A 1,911-nucleotide genomic window follows, 5' to 3' on the forward strand; every position below is an offset into this window, starting at 1 on the left:
ACGCTCACGCCATACATCGGCCAGACGTATCACGAACGCGGCGTTTACTTCGCCTCGCATGGGCTGCCGTTCCTGACGGTCGACGTTCGCGGGCGTGGTAACTCGGAAGGTACGTTCCGTCCGTTCATTCAGGAAGCCAACGATGGCTACGACGTGGTGGAGTGGTTGGCAAAACAACCTTACTGCAACGGCAAGGTAGCCATGTGGGGCGGTTCGTATGCGGGCTATGACCAGTGGGCCACCGCCAAGGAGCGGCCACCGCATCTAGCGACGATCGTGCCGGCGGCCTCGGTGTATCCGGGCTTCGATTTCCCGATGTTCGGCAACATGCCGTATCCCTACGCCTTGCAGTGGCTCACCTTCACTGCAGGCCGTACCTCGCAGGCCGCGATCTCCGGCGATTCGGCATTCTGGACGGCGCTCAATCGCGAGTGGTTCGAGTCGGGCCGGCCGTTGCGCGAGCTCGATCAGATGCTGGGCACCCCGTCGCCGATTTTTCAGGAATGGTTACAACATCCACGGCTCGACGCCTACTGGGATGCTCACGTGCCGACGGTCGAGCAATACCGGAGCCTGCAACTGCCGATCCTGACGATCACCGGCAGCCACGACGGCGATCAACCTGGAGCGTTGCGGTTCTACCGCGAACATATGAGATATGCGACGCCGGAGGAGCAGGCACGGCACTATCTCGTCATCGGTCCTTGGGATCATGCGGGAACGCGCACGCCGACGGCCGAGACGGGCGGGCTGAAGTTCGGTCCGGCGGCGCTGCTGGATCTGCCCAAGCTGCATCTCGAGTGGTACGCGTGGACCCTGCAGAGTGGGGCCAAGCCGGACTTCCTGCGGGATCGCGTGGCTTATTACGTGATGGGTGCTGACCAGTGGCGCTACGCGCCGACGCTCGACGCGGTCACGGCCAAATCTCAACTGTTGTTCCTCGATTCGACTCGAGGTGCCGCGGATGTGTTCGCGTCGGGCAGTTTGCGGCGAGAGCAGGGCAAGGGTGGCAGCCCCGATACCTATATCTACGATCCGCGCGACACCAGCTCAGCGCAGATTGAAGCGGCCGATACCGACATCGGCGGATTGGTGGATCAGCGACTGGTTTACGCAAGTAGCGGCAAGCAGTTGGTGTATCACAGCGAGCCGTTCACCCAGGACACCGAGATTAGTGGCTTCTTCAAGCTATCGGCCTGGATCGCCATCGACCGCCCCGATACCGATTTCAGTGTCTCGATCTCTGAGATCCGGCAGGATGGCTCGAGCATCGCGTTATCCCGCGATCAGATGCGTGCACGGTTTCGCGAGGGCTTGCGGGAGCAAAAGCTGGTGACGACGCGAGCCCCGCTGCGGTATGACTTCGACTCGTTCCGCTTCGTGTCCCGCCAGGTGCTCCGGGGCAGCCGGCTGCGGTTGGTGATCGAGCCGGTCAATTCCCTGTCCAGCGAAAAGAACTACAACACCGGCGGGGTGGTTGCGGCCGAGTCCATGCAGGACGCCCAGCCGGTGACGGTGACCCTGTTTCACGACCGGGCCTACCCAAGCGCGCTGTATGTACCCCTGGGAAGGCCGGAATGAGCGAATTTCAGCTTGGCTAGGCCAAATCGCAGTACCAGAATCGGACCTTCGACTGTCTCACTAGGTATGCGGCCTCCTGATGGCGCCGCCGGGAGCTGAATGGGCTTGAACTCACCAGACTCGTCGTCAGCGGACTCGCCCGAGGCGGCGGCTTCGCCCGCGGCCCGGCGTCAGGCCCTCGGTCGGTTGATCGACGAGCACAACGGCGCGCTGCATGCCTTTTTAATGAGCCGCATTCGCGACGAGCAGGAAGCCCGAGACGTCGCTCAGGAAGCCTACGTGCGTTTACTACAGCTCGATCAACCGGAGGCCATCAGCTTCCTGCGGGCC

Annotated in this window: 1 protein-coding gene and 1 pseudogene; both read left to right on the forward strand. The window is 62.5% G+C overall.

The features are described from left to right. On the forward strand, window positions 1-1,581 hold a 1,581-nt coding region (locus JNL55_RS04230), incomplete at its 5' end, for a CocE/NonD family hydrolase (RefSeq protein ID WP_293849756.1). A gap of 105 nt (window positions 1,582-1,686) precedes the next feature. After that, window positions 1,687-1,911, forward strand: a pseudogene (locus JNL55_RS04235) (sigma factor); the annotation flags it as partial.

Origin of the sequence: Steroidobacter sp. (assembly GCF_016790065.1) — a bacterium.
Lineage (GTDB): Bacteria > Pseudomonadota > Gammaproteobacteria > Steroidobacterales > Steroidobacteraceae > Steroidobacter.